Annotated in this window: 17 protein-coding genes, 3 tRNA genes and 4 rRNA genes; 7 read left to right on the top strand and 17 right to left on the bottom strand. The window is 49.5% G+C overall.

What is annotated here, in order from left to right; translation table 11 throughout:
* The first annotated feature begins 16 nt into the window (after positions 1-16).
* Positions 17-1,651, top strand: a complete 1,635-nt coding sequence (actP, locus tag RAHAQ2_RS01970) for a cation/acetate symporter ActP (protein ID WP_231572473.1) — start codon at positions 17-19, stop codon at positions 1,649-1,651.
* Positions 1,652-1,788: 137 nt separating this feature from the next.
* On the opposite strand, the gene rrf (RAHAQ2_RS01965) is transcribed toward actP, so the two are convergent.
* From rrf (RAHAQ2_RS01965) to RAHAQ2_RS01935, 7 genes are all read right to left on the bottom strand, one after another.
* Positions 1,789-1,904, bottom strand: a 5S ribosomal RNA gene (gene rrf, locus RAHAQ2_RS01965).
* Between the two features lie 36 nt (positions 1,905-1,940).
* A tRNA-Thr gene (locus RAHAQ2_RS01960) sits at positions 1,941-2,016 on the bottom strand.
* A 50-nt stretch (positions 2,017-2,066) separates the two neighbouring features.
* Positions 2,067-2,182 (bottom strand): 5S ribosomal RNA (gene rrf, locus RAHAQ2_RS01955).
* A 137-nt stretch (positions 2,183-2,319) separates the two neighbouring features.
* A 23S ribosomal RNA gene (locus RAHAQ2_RS01950) occupies positions 2,320-5,228 on the bottom strand.
* Positions 5,229-5,437: 209 nt separating this feature from the next.
* Positions 5,438-5,513 (bottom strand) — tRNA-Ala (locus RAHAQ2_RS01945).
* 133 nt (positions 5,514-5,646) lie between these two features.
* Positions 5,647-5,723, bottom strand: a tRNA-Ile gene (locus RAHAQ2_RS01940).
* Between the two features lie 71 nt (positions 5,724-5,794).
* A 16S ribosomal RNA gene (locus RAHAQ2_RS01935) occupies positions 5,795-7,337 on the bottom strand.
* The 16S, 23S and 5S rRNA genes sit together here with 3 tRNA genes alongside, the layout of an rRNA operon.
* 522 nt (positions 7,338-7,859) lie before the next feature.
* Here RAHAQ2_RS01935 and RAHAQ2_RS01930 point away from each other — a divergent pair.
* Complete coding sequence (locus RAHAQ2_RS01930; protein WP_014333620.1) at positions 7,860-8,402, top strand: gamma carbonic anhydrase family protein; 543 nt, start codon at positions 7,860-7,862, stop codon at positions 8,400-8,402.
* Between the two features lie 51 nt (positions 8,403-8,453).
* On the opposite strand, the gene aroE is transcribed toward RAHAQ2_RS01930, so the two are convergent.
* Genes aroE through dprA form a run of 5 tightly spaced genes read right to left on the bottom strand, consistent with a single transcriptional unit; the run spans position 8,454 to position 12,046 of the window.
* Positions 8,454-9,281, bottom strand: coding sequence for a shikimate dehydrogenase (aroE, locus tag RAHAQ2_RS01925; RefSeq protein ID WP_014333619.1), 828 nt, complete (start codon positions 9,279-9,281; stop codon positions 8,454-8,456).
* A gap of 3 nt (positions 9,282-9,284) precedes the next feature.
* The gene (gene tsaC / locus RAHAQ2_RS01920) at positions 9,285-9,854 is read right to left on the bottom strand and encodes an L-threonylcarbamoyladenylate synthase type 1 TsaC (protein WP_014333618.1); all 570 of its coding nucleotides are present in this window, start codon (positions 9,852-9,854) and stop codon (positions 9,285-9,287) included.
* Positions 9,847-10,407, bottom strand: a complete 561-nt coding sequence (locus RAHAQ2_RS01915; RefSeq protein WP_014333617.1) for a DNA topoisomerase family protein — start codon at positions 10,405-10,407, stop codon at positions 9,847-9,849. Before RAHAQ2_RS01915 ends, tsaC begins: the two co-directional genes overlap by 8 nt.
* A gap of 24 nt (positions 10,408-10,431) precedes the next feature.
* Positions 10,432-10,905 carry a DUF494 family protein gene (locus RAHAQ2_RS01910; RefSeq protein WP_014333616.1) on the bottom strand — a complete coding sequence of 158 codons (474 nt, stop codon included), beginning with the start codon at positions 10,903-10,905 and terminating at the stop codon, positions 10,432-10,434.
* Positions 10,877-12,046 (bottom strand): DNA-protecting protein DprA, encoded by a 1,170-nt coding sequence (dprA, locus tag RAHAQ2_RS01905; protein ID WP_014333615.1) that lies wholly within the window; start codon positions 12,044-12,046, stop codon positions 10,877-10,879. Before dprA ends, RAHAQ2_RS01910 begins: the two co-directional genes overlap by 29 nt.
* Before the next feature lie 128 nt (positions 12,047-12,174).
* Here dprA and def point away from each other — a divergent pair, with 128 nt between their 5' ends.
* From def to mscL, 5 genes are all read left to right on the top strand, one after another.
* Positions 12,175-12,687, top strand: coding sequence for a peptide deformylase (gene def / locus RAHAQ2_RS01900; RefSeq protein ID WP_014333614.1), 513 nt, complete (start codon positions 12,175-12,177; stop codon positions 12,685-12,687).
* A 1-nt stretch (position 12,688) separates the two neighbouring features.
* Positions 12,689-13,648: a methionyl-tRNA formyltransferase gene (gene fmt, locus RAHAQ2_RS01895; RefSeq protein ID WP_193785495.1), complete on the top strand. Its 960-nt coding sequence runs from the start codon at positions 12,689-12,691 to the stop codon at positions 13,646-13,648.
* 75 nt (positions 13,649-13,723) lie between these two features.
* Complete coding sequence (gene rsmB / locus RAHAQ2_RS01890) at positions 13,724-15,013, top strand: 16S rRNA (cytosine(967)-C(5))-methyltransferase RsmB (protein ID WP_014333612.1); 1,290 nt, start codon at positions 13,724-13,726, stop codon at positions 15,011-15,013.
* Between the two features lie 60 nt (positions 15,014-15,073).
* Positions 15,074-16,450, top strand: coding sequence for a Trk system potassium transporter TrkA (gene trkA, locus RAHAQ2_RS01885; protein ID WP_014333611.1), 1,377 nt, complete (start codon positions 15,074-15,076; stop codon positions 16,448-16,450).
* 112 nt (positions 16,451-16,562) lie between these two features.
* The gene (mscL, locus tag RAHAQ2_RS01880; RefSeq protein ID WP_014333610.1) at positions 16,563-16,979 is read left to right on the top strand and encodes a large-conductance mechanosensitive channel protein MscL; all 417 of its coding nucleotides are present in this window, start codon (positions 16,563-16,565) and stop codon (positions 16,977-16,979) included.
* Positions 16,980-17,003: 24 nt separating this feature from the next.
* On the opposite strand, the gene RAHAQ2_RS01875 is transcribed toward mscL, so the two are convergent.
* From RAHAQ2_RS01875 to RAHAQ2_RS01855, 5 genes are all read right to left on the bottom strand, one after another.
* A complete protein-coding gene (locus tag RAHAQ2_RS01875; protein WP_014333609.1) occupies positions 17,004-17,204 on the bottom strand; it encodes an alternative ribosome-rescue factor A in 201 nt (66 codons plus the stop codon).
* A 106-nt stretch (positions 17,205-17,310) separates the two neighbouring features.
* Positions 17,311-17,727, bottom strand: coding sequence for a Zn(2+)-responsive transcriptional regulator (zntR, locus tag RAHAQ2_RS01870; protein WP_014333608.1), 417 nt, complete (start codon positions 17,725-17,727; stop codon positions 17,311-17,313).
* Positions 17,728-17,729: 2 nt separating this feature from the next.
* Positions 17,730-18,098 (bottom strand): DnaJ family domain-containing protein, encoded by a 369-nt coding sequence (locus tag RAHAQ2_RS01865; RefSeq protein ID WP_037040664.1) that lies wholly within the window; start codon positions 18,096-18,098, stop codon positions 17,730-17,732.
* A gap of 175 nt (positions 18,099-18,273) precedes the next feature.
* The gene (rplQ, locus tag RAHAQ2_RS01860) at positions 18,274-18,663 is read right to left on the bottom strand and encodes a 50S ribosomal protein L17 (protein WP_013573706.1); all 390 of its coding nucleotides are present in this window, start codon (positions 18,661-18,663) and stop codon (positions 18,274-18,276) included.
* A gap of 40 nt (positions 18,664-18,703) precedes the next feature.
* A complete protein-coding gene (locus tag RAHAQ2_RS01855; RefSeq protein ID WP_002919219.1) occupies positions 18,704-19,693 on the bottom strand; it encodes a DNA-directed RNA polymerase subunit alpha in 990 nt (329 codons plus the stop codon).
* Positions 19,694-19,708: the final 15 nt, after the last annotated feature.

Raw genomic sequence — 19,708 nt, 5'->3', positions numbered from 1 at the left:
CTCTCTTTCTTTACTGATGTTATCCCTCGCCTTCCCGTTCAGTTTGTTTGCTGCGGAAGGCATCGCCGGGGAAGTCAATCGTCAGCCTCTTAACATTGAAGCTATCGTAATGTTCGTGCTGTTTGTTGGCGCGACCTTATATATCACCTATTGGGCAGCAAAGCGTACCCGCTCCCGCCAGGACTACTACACCGCTGGCGGCCGTATTACAGGCCTGCAAAACGGTCTGGCAATTGCCGGCGATTTCATGTCTGCCGCTTCTTTCCTGGGTATCTCCGCACTGGTTTATACATCCGGTTATGACGGCCTGATTTATTCCATCGGTTTCCTGATCGGCTGGCCAATCATTTTGTTCCTGATTGCCGAACGCCTGCGTAATTTGGGGAAATATACCTTCGCAGATGTCGCATCGTACCGGTTGAAACAAAAACCAATCCGGCTGCTTTCAGCCTGCGGTTCACTGGTGGTCGTCGCACTTTATCTGATCGCACAAATGGTCGGTGCCGGTAAGTTAATCCAGCTATTGTTTGGGCTTAACTATCATGTCGCAGTGATCCTGGTTGGGATCCTGATGGTGCTCTACGTGTTGTTTGGCGGGATGCTGGCAACGACCTGGGTGCAAATCATCAAAGCTATACTGCTGCTGGCTGGCGCGACATTCATGGCGATTATGGTCATGAGATCCGTCGGCTTCAACTTCAATACACTCTTTACTCAGGCCGTTGCAGTGCATTCTAAAGGGATTGCGATCATGAGCCCGGGAGGATTAGTTTCAGACCCAATATCAGCGCTTTCTCTGGGACTCGCACTGATGTTCGGTACAGCAGGTTTACCGCATATCCTGATGCGTTTCTTCACCGTTAATGATGCCAAAGAAGCCCGAAAAAGCGTGTTCTACGCCACCGGCTTTATTGGCTACTTCTACATTTTGACCTTCATTATCGGTTTCGGTGCTATCGTTCTTGTCAGCTCAAACCCGGCGTTTAAAGATGCCAGCGGCATCTTACTCGGCGGTAATAATATGGCCGCTGTGCATTTAGCGGATGCAGTTGGTGGGAGCTTCTTCCTCGGTTTTATCTCTGCCGTGGCTTTCGCAACAATCTTAGCAGTTGTTGCTGGCCTAACGTTGGCAGGAGCTTCAGCGGTATCTCACGATCTGTATGCCAGCGTCATCAAAGACGGCAAAGCGACAGAACGAGATGAGTTAAGGGTTTCAAAGATCACCGTTATCCTCCTTGGTATCGTTGCCATCGCGTTGGGTATTCTTTTTGAAAAACAGAATATTGCCTTCATGGTAGGATTAGCGTTCTCCATTGCTGCCAGCTGCAATTTCCCCATCATTCTGCTCTCGATGTACTGGTCTAAACTGACAACGCGCGGGGCAATGGTAGGTGGGTGGCTCGGATTGCTTACAGCAGTCATATTAATGATCCTCGGGCCAACTATCTGGGTCCAGATCTTAGGGCATGCCAAGCCGATATATCCTTACGAATACCCTGCGCTGTTCTCAATGATTGTTGCTTTTGTGGGCACCTGGTTCTTCTCGATTACAGACAACTCACTTGAAGGACAGAAAGAAAGGGAACGCTTCTATCCTCAGTTTGTACGGTCACAAACAGGGATCGGGATTTCCCAAAGCTCAAATCACTGATATATCGCGTGCATAAAAGAAAAGGCCATCCAGAGGGATGGCCTTTAGTTTGAATATTACGTGTTTAATCACAAATACATTCGACGCAGAAAAGCCAAAAGCCCTGCACATTGTGCAGGGCTTTTGGCTTATTTGATGCCTGGCAGTTCCCTACTCTCGCATGGGGAGACCCCACACTACCATCGGCGCTACGGCGTTTCACTTCTGAGTTCGGCATGGGGTCAGGTGGGACCACCGCGCTAGTGCCGCCAGGCAAATTCTGTAATTTACCGAACTCTACGCTTATTACTGGTGCTGATACCCAGAGTCGAACTGGGGACCTCACCCTTACCAAGGGTGCGCTCTACCAACTGAGCCATATCAGCACGCTTATTCTTATAACAGTTCACTTAAGAGTAAACTTTACTAATTTGATGCCTGGCAGTTCCCTACTCTCGCATGGGGAGACCCCACACTACCATCGGCGCTACGGCGTTTCACTTCTGAGTTCGGCATGGGGTCAGGTGGGACCACCGCGCTACTGCCGCCAGGCAAATTCTGTTTCATTCATACCGCGTCGTGTCATAATTTCTCATCACACGCCGCCATACGAACCAATACCGGAACAATTCGCTGAAAATCTACTCTCTCGAGTCTGTCTCTCAAATCAAAAACACCTTCGGTGTTGTAAGGTTAAGCCTCTCGGGTCATTAGTACTGGTTAGCTCAATGCATCGCTGCACTTACACACCCAGCCTATCAACGTCTTAGTCTTAAACGTCCCTTCAGGTGGCTTAAAGCCACAGGGAAGACTCATCTCGAGGCAAGTTTCGCGCTTAGATGCTTTCAGCGCTTATCTTTTCCGCATTTAGCTACCGGGCAATGCCATTGGCATGACAACCCGAACACCAGTGATGCGTCCACTCCGGTCCTCTCGTACTAGGAGCAGCCCCTCTCAATCTTCCAACGCCCACGGCAGATAGGGACCGAACTGTCTCACGACGTTCTAAACCCAGCTCGCGTACCACTTTAAATGGCGAACAGCCATACCCTTGGGACCTACTTCAGCCCCAGGATGTGATGAGCCGACATCGAGGTGCCAAACACCGCCGTCGATATGAACTCTTGGGCGGTATCAGCCTGTTATCCCCGGAGTACCTTTTATCCGTTGAGCGATGGCCCTTCCATTCAGAACCACCGGATCACTATGACCTACTTTCGTACCTGCTCGAGCCGTCACTCTCGCAGTCAAGCTAGCTTATGCCATTGCACTAACCTCACGATGTCCGACCGTGATTAGCTAACCTTCGTGCTCCTCCGTTACTCTTTAGGAGGAGACCGCCCCAGTCAAACTACCCACCAGACACTGTCCTCACCCCGGATTACGGGGCCGAGTTAGAACATCAAACATTAAAGGGTGGTATTTCAAGGTTGGCTCCACGCAGACTGGCGTCCACGCTTCAAAGCCTCCCACCTATCCTACACATCAAGGCTCAATGTTCAGTGTCAAGCTATAGTAAAGGTTCACGGGGTCTTTCCGTCTTGCCGCGGGTACACTGCATCTTCACAGCGAGTTCAATTTCACTGAGTCTCGGGTGGAGACAGCCTGGCCATCATTACGCCATTCGTGCAGGTCGGAACTTACCCGACAAGGAATTTCGCTACCTTAGGACCGTTATAGTTACGGCCGCCGTTTACCGGGGCTTCGATCAAGAGCTTCGCCTTGCGGCTGACCCCATCAATTAACCTTCCGGCACCGGGCAGGCGTCACACCGTATACGTCCACTTTCGTGTTTGCACAGTGCTGTGTTTTTATTAAACAGTTGCAGCCAGCTGGTATCTTCGACTGGCTTCAGCTCCGGGAGCAAGTCCCTTCACCTACGCGCCAGCGTGCCTTCTCCCGAAGTTACGGCACCATTTTGCCTAGTTCCTTCACCCGAGTTCTCTCAAGCGCCTGAGTATTCTCTACCTGACCACCTGTGTCGGTTTGGGGTACGATTTCGTGTTACCTGGAGCTTAGAGGCTTTTCCTGGAAGCATGGCATCAGCTACTTCACCACCGTAGTGGCTCGTTATCACGCCTCAGGGTTAATATGCAACCGGATTTACCAGGTCACACCCCCTACACGCTTGAACCGGGACAACCGTCGCCCGGCCAGCCTAGCCTTCTCCGTCCCCCCTTCGCAGTAACACCAAGTGCAGGAATATTAACCTGCTTCCCATCGACTACGCTTTTCAGCCTCGCCTTAGGGGTCGACTCACCCTGCCCCGATTAACGTTGGACAGGAACCCTTGGTCTTCCGGCGTGCGGGTTTTTCACCCGCATTATCGTTACTTATGTCAGCATTCGCACTTCTGATACCTCCAGCAGACCTCACAGTCCACCTTCGACGGCTTACAGAACGCTCCCCTACCCAACAACGCATAAGCGTCGCTGCCGCAGCTTCGGTGCATGGTTTAGCCCCGTTACATCTTCCGCGCAGGCCGACTCGACCAGTGAGCTATTACGCTTTCTTTAAATGATGGCTGCTTCTAAGCCAACATCCTGGCTGTCTATGCCTTCCCACATCGTTTCCCACTTAACCATGACTTTGGGACCTTAGCTGGCGGTCTGGGTTGTTTCCCTCTTCACGACGGACGTTAGCACCCGCCGTGTGTCTCCCGTGATAACATTCTTCGGTATTCGTAGTTTGCATCGAGTTGGTAAGCCGGGATGGCCCCCTAGTCGAAACAGTGCTCTACCCCCGAAGATGAGTTCACGAGGCGCTACCTAAATAGCTTTCGGGGAGAACCAGCTATCTCCCGGTTTGATTGGCCTTTCACCCCCAGCCACAAGTCATCCGCTAATTTTTCAACATTAGTCGGTTCGGTCCTCCAGTTAGTGTTACCCAACCTTCAACCTGCCCATGGCTAGATCACCGGGTTTCGGGTCTATACCTTGCAACTTGACGCCCAGTTAAGACTCGGTTTCCCTACGGCTCCCCTATTCGGTTAACCTTGCTACAAAATATAAGTCGCTGACCCATTATACAAAAGGTACGCAGTCACCCAACAAAGTAGGCTCCCACTGCTTGTACGTACACGGTTTCAGGTTCTATTTCACTCCCCTCGCCGGGGTTCTTTTCGCCTTTCCCTCACGGTACTGGTTCACTATCGGTCAGTCAGGAGTATTTAGCCTTGGAGGATGGTCCCCCCATATTCAGACAGGATGTCACGTGTCCCGCCCTACTCATCGAACTCACAGCCTGTGCATTTTTGTGTACGGGACTATCACCCTGTACCGTGCGACTTTCCAGACGCTTCCACTAACACACAAACTGATTCAGGTTCTGGGCTCTTCCCCGTTCGCTCGCCGCTACTGGGGGAATCTCGGTTGATTTCTTTTCCTCGGGGTACTTAGATGTTTCAGTTCCCCCGGTTCGCCTCATTACACTATGTATTCATGTAATGATAATGTGCCGGAGCACACTGGGTTTCCCCATTCGGGTATCGTCGGGTATAACGGTTCATATCACCTTACCGACGCTTTTCGCAGATTAGCACGCCCTTCATCGCCTCTGACTGCCTAGGCATCCACCGTGTACGCTTAGTCGCTTAACCTCACAACCCGAAGGTGTTTCCACCGTCGCATTGCGATTATTTGAGAGACTCTGTTACAGACTAATCCACCACTCAGTACTGCTACGGAGAGTGATGTTCAGCTGTAAACTTTCAATTTTCAGCTTGTTCCGGATTGTTAAAGAGCAAAATACTTCGCAGCATACTGTTTCCAATACGCTCTGAAGTATTATTTAGGGGCTGTACGGTAATGGTGGAGCTAAGCGGGATCGAACCGCTGACCTCCTGCGTGCAAGGCAGGCGCTCTCCCAGCTGAGCTATAGCCCCATACAGTCACTTACAGATACCTTAATCACTCATCAGCAAGATGAGTCAGCCAATTTGTTCTCAGGCAAGGCGGAGTTCATACGACGTTTGCAACCGCAAACGAGTGTGACGACAACGCAGCATGAGGACGAATTGGTAGGCCTGAGTGGACTTGAACCACCGACCTCACCCTTATCAGGGGTGCGCTCTAACCACCTGAGCTACAAGCCTATTAAGGTATTTCTGCTCGTTACTTTCTATCAGACAATCTGTGTGGACACTGCACAATGCGTATCTTGAGGTAAGGAGGTGATCCAACCGCAGGTTCCCCTACGGTTACCTTGTTACGACTTCACCCCAGTCATGAATCACAAAGTGGTAAGCGCCCTCCCGAAGGTTAAGCTACCTACTTCTTTTGCAACCCACTCCCATGGTGTGACGGGCGGTGTGTACAAGGCCCGGGAACGTATTCACCGTAGCATTCTGATCTACGATTACTAGCGATTCCGACTTCATGGAGTCGAGTTGCAGACTCCAATCCGGACTACGACATACTTTATGAGGTCCGCTTGCTCTCGCGAGTTCGCTTCTCTTTGTATATGCCATTGTAGCACGTGTGTAGCCCTACTCGTAAGGGCCATGATGACTTGACGTCATCCCCACCTTCCTCCGGTTTATCACCGGCAGTCTCCTTTGAGTTCCCGACATTACTCGCTGGCAACAAAGGATAAGGGTTGCGCTCGTTGCGGGACTTAACCCAACATTTCACAACACGAGCTGACGACAGCCATGCAGCACCTGTCTCACGGTTCCCGAAGGCACTAAGCCATCTCTGGCGAATTCCGTGGATGTCAAGAGTAGGTAAGGTTCTTCGCGTTGCATCGAATTAAACCACATGCTCCACCGCTTGTGCGGGCCCCCGTCAATTCATTTGAGTTTTAACCTTGCGGCCGTACTCCCCAGGCGGTCGACTTAACGCGTTAGCTCCGGAAGCCACGCCTCAAGGGCACAACCTCCAAGTCGACATCGTTTACAGCGTGGACTACCAGGGTATCTAATCCTGTTTGCTCCCCACGCTTTCGCACCTGAGCGTCAGTCTTTGTCCAGGGGGCCGCCTTCGCCACCGGTATTCCTCCAGATCTCTACGCATTTCACCGCTACACCTGGAATTCTACCCCCCTCTACAAGACTCTAGCTTGCCAGTTTCAAATGCAGTTCCCACGTTAAGCGCGGGGATTTCACATCTGACTTAACAAACCGCCTGCGTGCGCTTTACGCCCAGTAATTCCGATTAACGCTTGCACCCTCCGTATTACCGCGGCTGCTGGCACGGAGTTAGCCGGTGCTTCTTCTGCGAGTAACGTCAATCACCACACGTATTAAGTGTGATGCCTTCCTCCTCGCTGAAAGTGCTTTACAACCCTAAGGCCTTCTTCACACACGCGGCATGGCTGCATCAGGCTTGCGCCCATTGTGCAATATTCCCCACTGCTGCCTCCCGTAGGAGTCTGGACCGTGTCTCAGTTCCAGTGTGGCTGGTCATCCTCTCAGACCAGCTAGGGATCGTCGCCTAGGTGAGCCATTACCTCACCTACTAGCTAATCCCATCTGGGCACATCCGATGGCGTGAGGTCCGAAGATCCCCCACTTTGCTCTTTCGAGGTCATGCGGTATTAGCTACCGTTTCCAGTAGTTATCCCCCTCCATCAGGCAGTTTCCCAGACATTACTCACCCGTCCGCCGCTCGCCGGCAAAGTAGCAAGCTACTTCCCGCTGCCGCTCGACTTGCATGTGTTAGGCCTGCCGCCAGCGTTCAATCTGAGCCATGATCAAACTCTTCAATTAAAAGTTCGATTTGCTTCAACAAGTGAAGCGGTGCTCAGAGATTACTTCGTAATAATTCAACTAAATGAATTACTGCTTGGTCACTCTAAGACTTGATATTTTTTGCCACCGAGGTGGCTGATATCGTCTTGTGAGTGCCCACACAGATTGTCTGATAAATTGTTAAAGAGCAGTGAGTTACGCGCTTTCGCTTGCTAACTCGAGGTGGCGTATATTACGCTTTCCTCATTCAGTGTCAACCGTTTATTTTACCCGGTCATCACTGTTTTTAATCTTTCCGACCCGGTCACTTCGTGATGTTGTTCACGTTGTTCCCTGTCGATGGAGCGGCATTATAGGGATCCGAATTTTTTGCACAAGCCTTTTTTCCAATAAAAGGATCGACTGCGTATTTTTCGAGCCCTTCGCAGAGATCTCAGCCGATCCGCGGGTTTTAACGTCGTTCTAATCGCCCCAGAATTGGTATTTCCCCCGACCCGAACTATATTGCCAAGATTAAAACTCACTTTTGGGGTGCTTCAGATGTCTCAGGCTTTACGTTCTTATCAGGAATTAATACCAACATTGGGCGAACGAGTGATGGTGGATCCTTCAAGCGTGGTTATTGGCGATGTGGATCTGGCCGATGACGTCAGTATCTGGCCGCTGGTCGTCATACGTGGGGATGTTAATAATGTGGTTATAGGCTGTCGGACCAACGTGCAGGATGGAAGTGTGCTCCATGTTACCCACCAGTCGCGACAGAATCCTGAGGGGCATCCTCTTATTATTGGGGAAGATGTCACCGTCGGCCATAAGGCGATGCTGCATGGTTGCACGATCGGGAACAGAGTTCTGGTCGGGATGGGGTCAATATTGCTGGACGGAGCTATCGTCGAAGACGATGTCATGATTGGCGCCGGTAGCCTGGTTCCACCAGGGAAGACACTCGAAAGTGGCTATCTCTATTTAGGAAGTCCTGTTAAGCAGGTCCGAGAGCTGACTTCTGATGAACTCGCCGGGCTGACGTACTCTTCTAATAATTATGTGACATGGAAAGATCTCTATCTTTCACAGGAACAGTAAAGAAGTATATTGCCTGAACAGAAACAAATCCGACTGTTCAGGCATTTCCGATCATACCAGCAAGTCTTTCTTTAATTGCTCAAGCACAGGTTCTATTTGTGGCATCACACCATGCCACAAATAGAAAGCATGCGCTGCCTGCCCCACCAACATCCCCAGCCCGTCTGCATAATGAATTACCCCATTATTTTTCGCCCAAGAGATAAAAGGTGTTAAACCCGCCTGATAATACATGTCATAAACGCGGGTCTGCCTCGTCAGCACGCTTTCGGGGAGCATCGGGATCTCACCTTTGATACCCGACGCAGTGGCATTAATGATCAGATCGAAAGATTCATCAGCCAGATCAGCTAAAGCAATGGACCGTATATCGCCTTTCTTTTCGAAAATATGGCTCAGGTGCAGCGCGCGTTCAAATGTTCGGTTAGTAACAACAACCGGACAGCCATAGGACAGTAAAGGAAGTATCACCCCGCGCGCAGCGCCACCGGCACCGATCAAAAGAACCCGGTCTCCCGGCTTTAAAAGCGCCAGTCGCTCAAGGTCACTCAACATGCCGATTCCGTCAGTGTTATCCCCAAGCAATCGCCCATCTTCGAACTTTTTAAGCGTATTCACAGCACCAGACATGGCAGCCCGCTCAGTCAGTTCATCTGACTCAGCAAAAGCGCGCTCTTTGAAAGGTACTGTAATATTTGCCCCCAGCGCCCCGTTATCAAAAAAGGATCGCAGCGTCTCTTCAAACTCTTCCTGCGGGGCCAGAACCGTACCATATGTATGATCGATACCCGTCTGCCGGGCGAAAAGCGCATGAATGCGGGGGGATTTGCTATGGCCGATCGGATTCCCAAATACCGCGAAAGATGGCGTGACTTTCATTTGTTAGCCTTGACGAATAAGGTTGCCAGTGAGGGCATCCCGAATTTCAGATGGATTATCTCTTCCTCCCACATCGCCATCCAGCACGGGAAAATCTTTTCCAAACTGGAGCCTGACTTCTTCAGACAAACGGCAAGGAGATTGCCCGTTCAAATTGGCACTGGTTGAAACCAGCGGTTTTCCAAATTTTTGGCAGAGTTCTTTTACCAGAGGATGATCTGTGACACGCACCGCCAGCGAGGTAAAACGGCCCGTCAGCCAATCAGGCGTCGAGGATTTTGCAGGCATTACCCAGGTTACGGGCCCGGGCCAGAATGAAACGACATGCGCAAGCTGCTGCTCCGTTAATGATGAGTCATCGATATAAGGAAGGAGCTGCTGATAATTGTCAGCAATCAGAATGAGTCCTTTATCTTTCGGACGTTTTTTCAGCGCCAGTAAGGCCTCGACCGCTTGTTCGCTATCAGGATCACATCCCAGACCAAAAACCGCTTCCGTTGGATAAGCAATAACATGTTGCCCGCGCAATGCCTCAAGCACTGTATTCAATGATTTTTCTGTCTCTTTATTCATCTTGTTCGTTATCTTTTATTTCTACGGCTTTGCCGCACAATTTACTGGCACAGAATAACTTCATTCCCTGAGCCGTTTTCTTTTCCATCAATAGCGGGTAATGGCAGTGTTCACACTCCCCGGCTACCGGTTTATTATTAATGGCAAACTGACAATCTGGATAACGGTCACAGGCATGGAACACTTTGCCGAAACGTGATTTGCGTTGTAACAGGTGCCCCTTTCCACATTGCGGGCATCCCATAGTCGTTTCTTCTGGTTTATCGATAGCTTCAATATGATCGCATTCAGGGTACTGACTGCAACCAATAAACATGCCGTAACGCCCCTGCCGCAGCACTAAAGTGGAGTCACATTTAGGACATGCCTGTCCTTCCAGGACTTTTACAACATGCCCATCCGCCTGTGATTTCAGAGGACGAATATACTGACATTGTGGGTAGGATGAACAACTGAGAAAAGGGCCGTGGCGACCACTACGGATCACCAAATCGGCCCCGCATTCCGGACAGGATCCATTTTGCTTATCAGCAAAAAGTGCTGCTTTTGTCATATGTTACGTTTTACCTGTTATCTTTTAATGCAGATAACCTTCATTAACTTCAAATAATAGCTCTTCCATTTGCTGATACGCTGTTTCATATCCGGGAATATTAAACAGAACCATCAGCACGACCCACTTCAGATCCTCAAGATCGAATTCTTCAGCGTCCAGAGCCATAACACGATCGATAACCATCTCTCTGGTATCGAAATTCAATACTTTGATTTGTTCCAGAAACAGCAAAAAACCCCGACAACTGCTATCTAGCCGACTTGTTTCCTCATCGGTATAAACACGTAATGCTGAAGGATCAGAATCCAGCATATAAGATGGGGTTCCACCCTCTTGCATATCCGCAAGTTTTTCAAGCCAATTCAGCGCATTGTGAATATCAGCCCGGTGAAAACCAGCCTCGGTCAAGTCATCCGTTAACCTATCCTCGTCAACATTCATCTCCGCTTCGTTGTGAATGTAAGTTTCAAATAAGTACATTAGTACGTCGAACATGGCTTGCCCTCTTAATTCGGACATAGCCGCCGGGTACAGCTGCGATCCATCCTGCTAACTCCAGTTCGAGTAGTTTGCCTACGACTTCTGGCACAGGTTGGCCGGCACGTTCGGCGACGACGTCAACAGATGTCACCTCATATTCTACGTTAGCCAACACATCAGCAAATGGCAATTCAACTTCGCTATCTGACGCACAAATAATCGCCTCTGACGCAGTTGAGCGACTATCCTGCGGCCTTTTTAAGGATTCTGCTGCTTTGATATTGGGGAACCAGGTCAGCCCGCTCCCTATATGATCGGCGATATCATTAGGCTCAGTCACCAGATAAGCTCCCTGCTGAATCAGCCAGTGTGTTCCTTCGGAGGTTGCACTTCCCAGCGGGCCTGGCAATGCGAAAACTTCCCTTCCTTGCTCCAGTGCATAACGCGCAGTAATCAATGATCCGCTACGCAGCGTAGCTTCGATAACGAGTACACCCGCACTCAACCCACTGATAACCCGGTTACGGCGGGGAAAGTTAGCGGCTAAAGGCGGTGCTGTCACCAGATGTTCAGACACCAGTGCCCCGCCCTCCTCGAGAATACGGGCTGCAAGCTTCAGATGACAGGATGGATAGCACTTCATCAGTCCGCTTCCCAGCACCGCAATTGTCTTACCCTGAGCGTCTAATGTTGCCTTATGGCTGATTCCATCAATTCCCATCGCCAGCCCGCTTGTCACAGTAAAACCGCTGCTGACCAGACCTCCCGCAAAGACCTGCGCATATTGTTCGCCATAATGTGTGTAATCGCGACTCCCTACCATGGCAATTTGCGGCGATAGCAGTAATTCAGCGGCCCCCTTTGCAAACAAAATCAGAGGCGGGGAGGATATTTGTGCCAACAGTGGAGAATAAAACTCACTGCTAAAAGTAATGAGATGACAATTCTCTCCTTCCAGCCATTTCAGTGTTGCAGATAACCAGTGCTGATTAATATGCTGAAAATCAGCTATTTGTTCGGGAGAAAGCTCGCTGTTTGCTAATTCTGAGGACGAATAAGCCCCCCGGTAAAATAAGGTTTGAATGATCCCCATGGCGCGTTGGGGATCGAGGCGTTTAACCACCGACAAACGTATCCATGCTTCCTGTAATGTCATTATCCATTCCCTTCTCAAGGCCTTTCAGCGACTAATACAATTGGCAGAGGATGCTGTCAATCGGAGCAGGAAATGTCTAGAATAGAGTCTATATATCTTCAATCAATTGAATAAAGATCCAGAAAAATATGTCCGTATTACAGATATTACATTTCCCAGACGAGCGGCTTCGCATAACTGCAAAACCGGTCAAAGAAGTTAACGCCGAAATCCAGCAGATCGTGGATGATATGTTTGAAACCATGTATGCAGAGGAAGGGATTGGTCTTGCTGCAACTCAGGTCGACATTCATCAGCGCATCATCGTGATTGATGTCTCTGAAAACCGCGATGAGCGTCTGGTTCTCATTAATCCTGAATTGCTTGAAAAAAGCGGCGAAACCGGGATTGAAGAAGGGTGTCTGTCGATCCCCGATCAACGGGCGCTGGTGCCACGTGCTGCAAAAGTAAAAGTCCGTGCGCTTGACCGTGACGGTAAAACCTTCGAGCTTGAAGCCGATGACTTGCTGGCAATTTGTATCCAGCATGAAATGGATCATCTGGTAGGTAAATTATTCGTGGATTACTTGTCTCCCTTGAAACGTCAGCGTATTCGCCAGAAAATGGAAAAAATGGCCAAGCTGAACGCGCGGGCTGACTAATATTCGTGTAACACAGGACACTGCTTTGCGAATCATATTTGCCGGTACACCCGACTTTGCAGCGCGTCATCTTGACGCGCTTTTATCATCAGAACATCAGGTTGTCGGTGTTTTTACTCAGCCTGATCGCCCGGCCGGCCGCGGAAATAAATTGACCGCAAGCCCGGTGAAAGTTCTGGCTCAAACCCACGACATCCCGGTGTTCCAGCCTAAATCTTTGCGCCCCGAAGAAAATCAATCTCTGGTTTCGGCGCTGCAAGCTGATGTTATGGTTGTCGTCGCTTACGGTCTGATTTTACCTAAAGCCGTGCTTGGTATGCCGAAATTGGGCTGCATCAATGTGCATGGTTCCTTATTGCCACGCTGGCGGGGCGCAGCTCCGATTCAGCGCTCTCTGTGGGCAGGTGACGCAAAAACGGGTATCACCATCATGCAGATGGATGTCGGGCTTGATACCGGTAACATGTTGCATAAAGTCGAGTGTGATATTTCCCCCGCAGATACCAGTGCTTCGCTTTATGACAAACTGGCTGAACTGGGCCCGCAAGGTCTGCTTGAAACCCTTAAGCAACTGGCGAATGGCACAGTAAAACCTGAAGTGCAAAGTGAAGAGGACGTGACCTACGCAGAGAAACTTAGCAAGGAAGAAGCCCGCTTAGACTGGAACTTGTCAGCCGAACAACTGGAACGCTGCATTCGCGCGTTTAATCCCTGGCCTGTCAGCTTTTTCATGATTGAAGAACAGCCGGTGAAAGTCTGGCAGGCAGAATGTTTGCCAGGTAAAAACAGCGCGGCACCCGGGACTATTGTTGCTGCAGACAAAAAGGGTATTCAGATTGCGACATCCGATGGCATCCTGAACATCACCCAGTTGCAACCCTCAGGTAAAAAAGCAATGTCCGCACAGGATTTGCTGAACTCTCGTCGCGAATGGTTTATCGAAGGCACGCGTTTAGTCTGACCATAACGACTACGCCCGATATTTCGTCGGGCCTTATCTCTTTGATAATGCTGGCTCCGGTCAGCTTTTTTGACTATGAAAACAGCCTATAATCTCCGTAGCATTGCTGCTCAAGCCATCAGCCAGGTTTTGGACAAAGGATTATCCCTGTCCACAGTTCTTCCTGGCCTGCAGAAAAACGTCTCAGAAAAAGATCGCGGACTCCTTCAGGAACTGTGCTTTGGTACGCTTCGCGTGCTCCCACAACTGGAATGGTGCTTGCAGCAACTGATGGCAAAACCTCTCACAGGTAAGCAAAGAACACTGCATTACTTACTGATGGTGGGTCTGTATCAGTTGATCCATACCCGGATTCCGGCACACGCCGTACTGGCTGAAACTGTTAACGGTGCCGTTGCGCTAAAACGTCCTCAGTTAAAAGGCCTGATCAACGGCGTGTTGCGTCAGTTCCAGCGGCAGCAGGAAGAATTGCTTCAACGCATGCTCAACAATGACAGCCGTCACCTTCACCCGAGCTGGCTTTTTAACCGCCTGAAGAAAGCTTACCCCGATGACTGGGAAAATATCGTTGATGCCAATAATCAAAGGCCGCCGATGTGGCTGCGTGTCAACAGACTGCATCACACACGCGATGAATACTTACACCTGCTAAATGAATCCCAGATTGAAGCGGTTCCCCATCCGGAATATGGTGATGCAATACGTCTGATCACGCCATGTCAGGTAAGCCTGCTTCCGGGGTTCACTGAAGGTTGGATCACCGTTCAGGATGCTTCGGCGCAAGGTAGTGTTGATCTGCTGGATCCACAAAATGGCGAATTGATCCTCGATTTATGCTGCGCTCCGGGTGGGAAAACTACTCATATCCTGGAAGCCGCCCCTAAAGCACATGTTCTCGCTGTTGATGTGGACGAGCAACGTTTGAAACGCGTTCATGAAAATCTTCAGCGTTTGAAACTTAATGCAGAAGTGAAGCAAGGCGATGGCCGCGAGCCACAGGTTTGGGCCGGTGATCGCATTTTTGACCGTATTCTTCTTGATGCCCCCTGTTCAGCGACGGGTGTTATCCGCCGACATCCTGACATCAAATGGCTGCGCAGGGACAGTGATATTGCTGAACTCGCCAGCCTCCAAAAAGAAATCCTTCATGCCGTCTGGCCACGGCTAAAAAGCAAAGGTGTCATGGTTTACGCAACCTGCTCGATTTTGCCGGATGAAAACTGCCAGCAAATAGCTTCATTCCTGGAATCACATCAGGATGCTACGCTGGTTGAAACCGGAACGATGGAAAAACCGGGTCGACAGAATCTTCCACATGCTGAAGATGGTGATGGATTCTATTACGCTAAACTTATCAAAAGCTGATCATCTCGTATCAGTACTGTTTACTCAGGCTGATACCTTCGTGGCAAAGCAGAGAGTCATATGAAAATAATAATTCTCGGGGCCGGGCAGGTTGGTGGAACACTCGCCGAAAACCTGGTAGGTGAAAACAATGACATTACGGTTGTCGACACGAATACTGTCCGACTGCGTCAGCTTCAGGATAAGTTTGACCTGCGCGTAGTCCAGGGGCACGGTTCTCACCCTCGCGTACTTCGCGAAGCCGGTGCCGAAGATGCCGATATGCTGGTAGCCGTGACGAATTCTGATGAAACCAATATGGTCGCCTGCCAGATTGCCTATTCGCTGTTTAACACACCAAACCGCATTGCCCGTATCCGTTCAACTGAATACATCCGCGAATCTGAAAAACTTTTCCATCCGGAAGCCGTGCCTATCGACCATCTGATTTCCCCAGAGCAACTGGTCACTGATTATATCTACAAACTCATTGAGTATCCGGGTGCGTTACAGGTAGTGAATTTCGCAGAAGGAAAAGTCAGTATTGCAGCAGTAAAAGCTTATTATGGTGGACCTTTAGTCGGTAATGCACTCTCTTCAATGCGCGAACACATGCCGCACATTGAAACGCGAGTTGCAGCCATTTTCCGCCAGGATCGTCCGATTCGACCACAGGGCTCAACCATCATTGAAGCCGGTGATGAAGTATTCTTTGTGGCAGCTTCTCAGCATATCCGTGCAGTCATGAGCGAGCTTCAGAGGCTCGAAAAGCCTTACAAACGAATCATGATCGTTGGTGGCGGCAATGTCGGGGCGGGGCTTGCACAACGGCTTGAGAAGAATTACAGCGTAAAACTCATCGAACGAGATCAGCAGCGAGCCGCAGAGCTTGCAGAAATACTGCAAGATACGATCGTCTTCTATGGTGACGCCTCTGATCAGGAATTGCTGGCTGAAGAGCATATTGAACAAGTGGATGTATTCATCGCCATTACTAATGACGATGAAGCGAATATCATGTCGGCAATGCTGGCCAAGAGAATGGGCGCGAAAAAAGCGATGGTTCTTATCCAGCGCAGTGCATATGTCGATTTGGTGCAGGGCAGTGTCATCGATATTGCGATTTCTCCTCAGCAGGCAACGATTTCAGCGTTGCTTGGACACGTCCGAAAAGCAGACATCGTCAGTGTTTCATCGCTGAGACGCGGTGTCGCTGAAGCCATTGAAGCGATTGCACATGGCGATGAGACGACATCAAAAGTGGTTGGCCGTACAGTGGAAGAAATCAAACTGCCACCAGGTACCACAATTGGGGCTATTGTGCGCGGTAATGAGGTGATTATTGCCAACGGCACCAGCAGGATCCAACAGGGTGACCACGTTGTGATGTTTATTACCGATAAGAAGTTTGTCAGGGATGTTGAACGGCTGTTCCAGCCAAGCCCATTCTTCTTATAAATTGCCTCTATTGTTTATCGAATTTAACGTTAATGGAGACTTTTGTAGCGGAGACCCTGTAAATAGTCTTTACTTGATTTGACATATTTAATGAATTTGCCAAGGAGTATTTATGAGTTTTATGAAAGAGTTTCGTGAGTTTGCCATGCGCGGCAACGTGGTCGACCTGGCAGTCGGTGTTATCATCGGCGCCGCTTTTGGCAAAATAGTATCGTCATTTGTCGCTGATATCATTATGCCACCACTGGGTTTGTTGATTGGCGGAGTCGATTTTAAGCAGTTCGCCTTTGTCCTCAGGGAAGCTCAGGGAGCAGCACCCGCAGTAGTCATGCATTATGGGGTATTCATTCAGAACGTATTTGATTTCATCATTGTTGCACTGGCCATATTCTGTGCAATTACCTTGATGAATAAAATGCGTCGTAAGCAGGAAGATAAGCCCGCTGCCCCCCCTAAACCAACAGCGGAAGAAACTCTGTTAGCGGAAATTCGTGATTTGCTTAAAGAGCAGCAGACACCCAAACTGTAATCGATAACACTCGACTAAGACTGATTAGAAGGGCAGTGTTGAATACTCAAACAAACACTCAACACTGCCCTCCAGATAACTCCTCTTCCCATTTTTCTCTTTACGACGGTAGCTCCCTTTCCCTTTTTCATTTTTCTCAACACGTTGTTTAAACAGTGGATCATGAAGAAGCGCCTGTAATGCGTTATCTTGAATGACGCCTTTTTGATGCTTATAGTGGCTCATAAATCCTCGAAATGGTTTCATAAAGTTGAACAAAATTCGCGCATATCATACTGCTATAATTATTACTGTGAAAGCGGTTTGTAAACCCCCTGAAGGCTAATCCTGCTCATGTTACCTTGCCCGCGCCATCTTCCAATGCTTCTAATATAGAGCAACTGACACTAGTATGCGCAGAACCACAGCAGGCAGCACTTAGTCTTTGTAGTGATTCACGCATCTGATTAAGCTCCTGTAATTTATGCTCAACCTCTGCGAGTCGTTCATCCACGATAGACTTTGACTCCTGACAAGTATGATGCAAAGGATCAATCCGAATAGAAAGTAGCTCCTTGATAGCATCGAGTGTAAAACCTGTCGATTTGGCATAGCGAATGAAGCGTAAACGCTGCACATCGCTTTCGTCATACTGGCGATAGCCCGACAGATTACGAGCCCCTGTACTCATCATGCCCTGTTTTTCATAGTAACGAACAGTATCTGTGGACACATTTGCCAGTCTGGCAAGTTCACCAATTTTATACATGCCTATTTTCCTCTGAATTTATCCTTCAATGCATTTTCATAATGCCCATGAAGGAAGCCAGTGTTCATCCCTGCCTGCTGTAAGCGCATCTGTAAAACCTTCAGACGCTTTTCTGCGGGAAGAAACTTCGGATCATCGCTGTCTAAAGTGTTCAGTAAGTGATCCAGCTCGATCGCCTCTTTTCGATCCTGCAACTCAGGTGGCAAATAGCCTGCATTTTTCAAGATACGATAGGAAGTTCTGAGCTCATCTGGAACTGCGCTGTCATCATCCAGGATAAGGGGGCGTCCACTTCCCCGAAGGTTCTCAAACTCACCCTTTTCCTGGGCATCATTGATGTGCTTTTCAACCCATTGATCAATTAGAAACATGATTTCGCCTTTGTCGCATTGGACAAGCCATTCTAGATCATAGCTGGAAGCCGCGTGTTGTAAAAGATAGTGGAATTTAGAATAGTTAAAGCTGGAGAAGAAAGAGGGATTAGAACAGTGCATTTCAGATGTAAAAAAACCGGGCAAAAGCCCGGTTTTTTCATGCATCTACAGATTATTCAGCAGTTGCTACTTCTGCTTTTGACTCTGCACGATCAACGAGCTCGATGTATGCCATCGGCGCATTGTCGCCTGCACGGAAGCCACACTTAAGAATACGAGTGTAACCACCAGCACGGCTCGCGAAACGCGGGCCCAGTTCATTAAACAGTTTTGCCACGATCTCGTTATCACGAGTACGGGCGAATGCCAGACGACGATTTGCAACGTTGTCGGTCTTGGCAAGAGTAATCAGCGGCTCAACAACGCGACGCAGCTCTTTCGCTTTCGGCAGGGTCGTCTTGATGATCTCATGACGAACCAAAGAGCCGGCCATGTTACGGAACATAGCCTGTCGGTGGCTGCTGTTACGGTTCAGTTGACGACCACTCTTACGATGGCGCATGACCTTATCCTTCTCAGTAAAACCTTAACCTGTGATCCGGTTACTCGTCAGCAATACTTGCTGGTGGCCAGTTTTCCAGGCGCATGCCCAGAGACAAACCACGGGACGCAAGTACGTCTTTGATCTCAGTAAGAGATTTTTTACCCAGGTTAGGTGTTTTAAGTAACTCAACCTCGGTACGCTGTACCAGATCACCGATGTAGTGGATTGCTTCTGCCTTAAGGCAGTTAGCAGAGCGGACAGTCAATTCCAGATCGTCAACAGGGCGCAGCAGGATTGGATCGAATTCCGGCTTCTCTTCTTTGACTTCCGGTTGACGTACATCACGTAAATCAACGAAAGCTTCAAGTTGTTCAGCAAGAATGGTTGCCGCACGACGGATCGCCTCTTCAGGATCGATCGTACCGTTGGTTTCCATTTCGATAACCAGCTTGTCCAAATCAGTACGTTGTTCTACACGCGCTGCTTCAACATTGTAGGCAATTCGCTCTACAGGGCTGTAGCATGCGTCTACTAACAGACGACCAATTGGGCGCTCATCTTCTTCCGAATGAATTCGGGCAGACGCCGGCACATAACCACGACCGCGCTGAACTTTGATACGCATGCTAATTGCAGCGTTTTCATCGGTCAGGTGGCAGATGACATGTTGCGGCTTGACGATTTCGACATCACCATCATGGGTAATGTCGGCTGCAGTCACAGGGCCAATGCCAGACTTATTCAGGGTAAGAATAACTTCATCTTTCCCTTGAACTCTCACCGCCAGCCCTTTCAGGTTGAGCAGGATCTCCAGGATATCTTCCTGTACGCCTTCTTTGGTGCTGTACTCATGCAGTACACCATCAATCTCAACCTCGGTCACCGCGCAACCCGGCATGGATGAAAGCAGAATACGGCGCAGTGCGTTGCCTAAAGTATGGCCAAAGCCACGTTCTAAAGGCTCAAGGGTCACCTTGGCGTGCGTCGAACTGACTTGCTCGATATCTACCAGGCGCGGTTTTAGAAACTCTGTCACAGAACCCTGCATTGTGTCCTCTCTTTG

Origin of the sequence: Rahnella aquatilis CIP 78.65 = ATCC 33071 (assembly GCF_000241955.1) — a bacterium.
Classification (GTDB): Bacteria; Pseudomonadota; Gammaproteobacteria; order Enterobacterales; family Enterobacteriaceae; genus Rahnella; species Rahnella aquatilis.
The sequence above is the reverse complement of the archived record's forward strand: the minus strand, read 5'-3'. Positions and strand labels throughout refer to the sequence as shown.

Bases quoted from the DNA above. Each gene is read 5' to 3' on its own strand.
- RAHAQ2_RS01930 (WP_014333620.1), top strand. From the start codon at position 7,860: ATGTCTCAGGCTTTACGTTCTTATCAGGAATTAATACCAACATTGGGC.
- def (WP_014333614.1), top strand. From the start codon at position 12,175: ATGTCCGTATTACAGATATTACATTTCCCAGACGAGCGGCTTCGCATA.
- rsmB (WP_014333612.1), top strand. From the start codon at position 13,724: ATGAAAACAGCCTATAATCTCCGTAGCATTGCTGCTCAAGCCATCAGC.
- RAHAQ2_RS01910 (WP_014333616.1), bottom strand. From the start codon at position 10,905: ATGTTCGACGTACTAATGTACTTATTTGAAACTTACATTCACAACGAA.
- mscL (WP_014333610.1), top strand. From the start codon at position 16,563: ATGAGTTTTATGAAAGAGTTTCGTGAGTTTGCCATGCGCGGCAACGTG.
- RAHAQ2_RS01875 (WP_014333609.1), bottom strand. From the start codon at position 17,204: ATGAGCCACTATAAGCATCAAAAAGGCGTCATTCAAGATAACGCATTA.
- aroE (WP_014333619.1), bottom strand. From the start codon at position 9,281: ATGAAAGTCACGCCATCTTTCGCGGTATTTGGGAATCCGATCGGCCAT.
- RAHAQ2_RS01865 (WP_037040664.1), bottom strand. From the start codon at position 18,098: ATGTTTCTAATTGATCAATGGGTTGAAAAGCACATCAATGATGCCCAG.
- dprA (WP_014333615.1), bottom strand. From the start codon at position 12,046: ATGACATTACAGGAAGCATGGATACGTTTGTCGGTGGTTAAACGCCTC.
- actP (WP_231572473.1), top strand. From the start codon at position 17: ATGTTATCCCTCGCCTTCCCGTTCAGTTTGTTTGCTGCGGAAGGCATC.
- zntR (WP_014333608.1), bottom strand. From the start codon at position 17,727: ATGTATAAAATTGGTGAACTTGCCAGACTGGCAAATGTGTCCACAGAT.
- RAHAQ2_RS01915 (WP_014333617.1), bottom strand. From the start codon at position 10,407: ATGACAAAAGCAGCACTTTTTGCTGATAAGCAAAATGGATCCTGTCCG.
- rplQ (WP_013573706.1), bottom strand. From the start codon at position 18,663: ATGCGCCATCGTAAGAGTGGTCGTCAACTGAACCGTAACAGCAGCCAC.
- tsaC (WP_014333618.1), bottom strand. From the start codon at position 9,854: ATGAATAAAGAGACAGAAAAATCATTGAATACAGTGCTTGAGGCATTG.
- RAHAQ2_RS01855 (WP_002919219.1), bottom strand. From the start codon at position 19,693: ATGCAGGGTTCTGTGACAGAGTTTCTAAAACCGCGCCTGGTAGATATC.
- trkA (WP_014333611.1), top strand. From the start codon at position 15,074: ATGAAAATAATAATTCTCGGGGCCGGGCAGGTTGGTGGAACACTCGCC.